The following is a 1,473-nucleotide window of genomic DNA, read 5'->3' on the forward strand; positions in this document are numbered from 1 at the left end:
GCGGTTCGCCAATGTCGATATCGAGAACGCCAAATTCACCTTCTGCCGTCTTACCGCCAAAAGCGCCTTGCCCATAATTGTATGCGTTGGCGATTTTCGTTTTCAGCGGGTCTGGCGACCACGGTGGCGAAGCCTTTTGTTCATTCCAGTGATCGGCCATCAGCTCGAACGCTGTTTCCTCGGAAATGCCAAAGGCGCGTAATTCGGCAGCAACTGCGAATGTCGTCTTGTCGCCAGCGTCACCTTCGATGGCGGATGGTGCGACGGTTTCAAGCCAGTGTATCGCCTTGCTAATGTTTTTGGGCTGATCCGGTTGGGCGGCTATGTCGTCTTTTCGCTGCACCTGCTTCGGCACATTGGCGAGAATCGTACGAAACCACTCCGGGCACTCTGCGGGCTGCCGATCGTCTTCGAGCTCGTACTTGTTGCGGCCGATGTATGAACCAGGCCATACCGCCAGATTGCCATCGCCACGCGTATCGATGCCGGGGAAGCCTTCGATGTTGTCGACGCGGCCGGCGATGTGGTCGGGTATTCTGAAATAGATGTGCTTCCCGCCTGACGCCGTTTTGACGGTCAGCGATTCTGGCAACCCCATAAGCTCAAGCATTTCAAGCGAAGCTGCGCCCTGCTTCCCGTTCTTGATATCGACGTCAACGACCAGCGTACCGTTGCCGGTGGCAATGCCGATATTGTAGTTGGGGTTTTCCTGCCACCATTCTGTGATTGTGGCCTTTTCTGTCGTTGCGGCTTGCTGCCAGCCCTCGCGCCACGGTAACTTTGTGTCGCGACGCAGCGGGAACACGCGAAAGCCACGCGCAGCAGCGTCAAGCGCCGCGTTTAATTTCGACGTGTTCATCTTGCGCGCACCTGTTTGTACATGCCTGTAGCAGCCAACGCTCGCGCGCCTTGAAAACGCACTGCGGATGCGTCTACACCATATTTCTCAGCCAGATCTTTGTAGACCGCGCCGAGCAGAATATCGTGCGCAGCCGCCCATTTTAACAAGTACGATATGCCTTCGGCGGAATCGATCTTTTCGGGTATTGTCACGTGTGGTTTCCTTTCTTCGTCTTAAATGAAGAAATGCAACAATCGCTTTTTAATACGTTTGTTGCAAGAGCGATGTTTGTGCGGGGTATTTGTCAGCCATCGGTGCGTATTGAAGATACCAGGGTGCGCAGTTCAATTGCTTCACTGAAAAACCCTAGCTTATCCAGATCAATCGCGCGCTGCTCGACCAATCTGGCGCAGCGCTCTCTTTCGTTTGTCCTGACCTTTTCCGCCAAGGCGATTCTAAGCGTGTCAAGTTGATGCGCCGCAGCGTTGTCAACGACTTGTTCAAGGTTGGCCATCGTCAGCGTAAGTGTTTCGTTCGGGTCCGCTGACATCCTCACTCCCTTTCCCGCAGTGCGGCGCGGCCACGCTGAATGTCTTGGCAGATGATGTTCCAGACGAATAAAGGTGCGCCGC

Annotated in this window: 3 protein-coding genes; all 3 read right to left on the reverse strand. The window is 54.7% G+C overall.

Annotated elements, in window-relative coordinates:
* The coding region (locus tag ACTJKP_RS26840; RefSeq protein ID WP_440632827.1) for a bifunctional DNA primase/polymerase at positions 1 to 859 on the reverse strand (859 nt) is incomplete at its 3' end.
* Positions 856 to 1,053, reverse strand: coding sequence for a hypothetical protein (locus ACTJKP_RS26845; RefSeq protein ID WP_440632828.1), 198 nt, complete (start codon positions 1,051 to 1,053; stop codon positions 856 to 858). The genes ACTJKP_RS26840 and ACTJKP_RS26845, both read right to left, overlap by 4 nt.
* A 92-nt stretch (positions 1,054 to 1,145) precedes the next feature.
* Positions 1,146 to 1,473: hypothetical protein (locus tag ACTJKP_RS26850; protein ID WP_440632829.1), on the reverse strand; the 328-nt coding region annotated here is incomplete at its 5' end.

Source organism: Brucella sp. 22210, assembly GCF_052045675.1.
Taxonomy (GTDB): Bacteria; Pseudomonadota; Alphaproteobacteria; order Rhizobiales; family Rhizobiaceae; genus Brucella.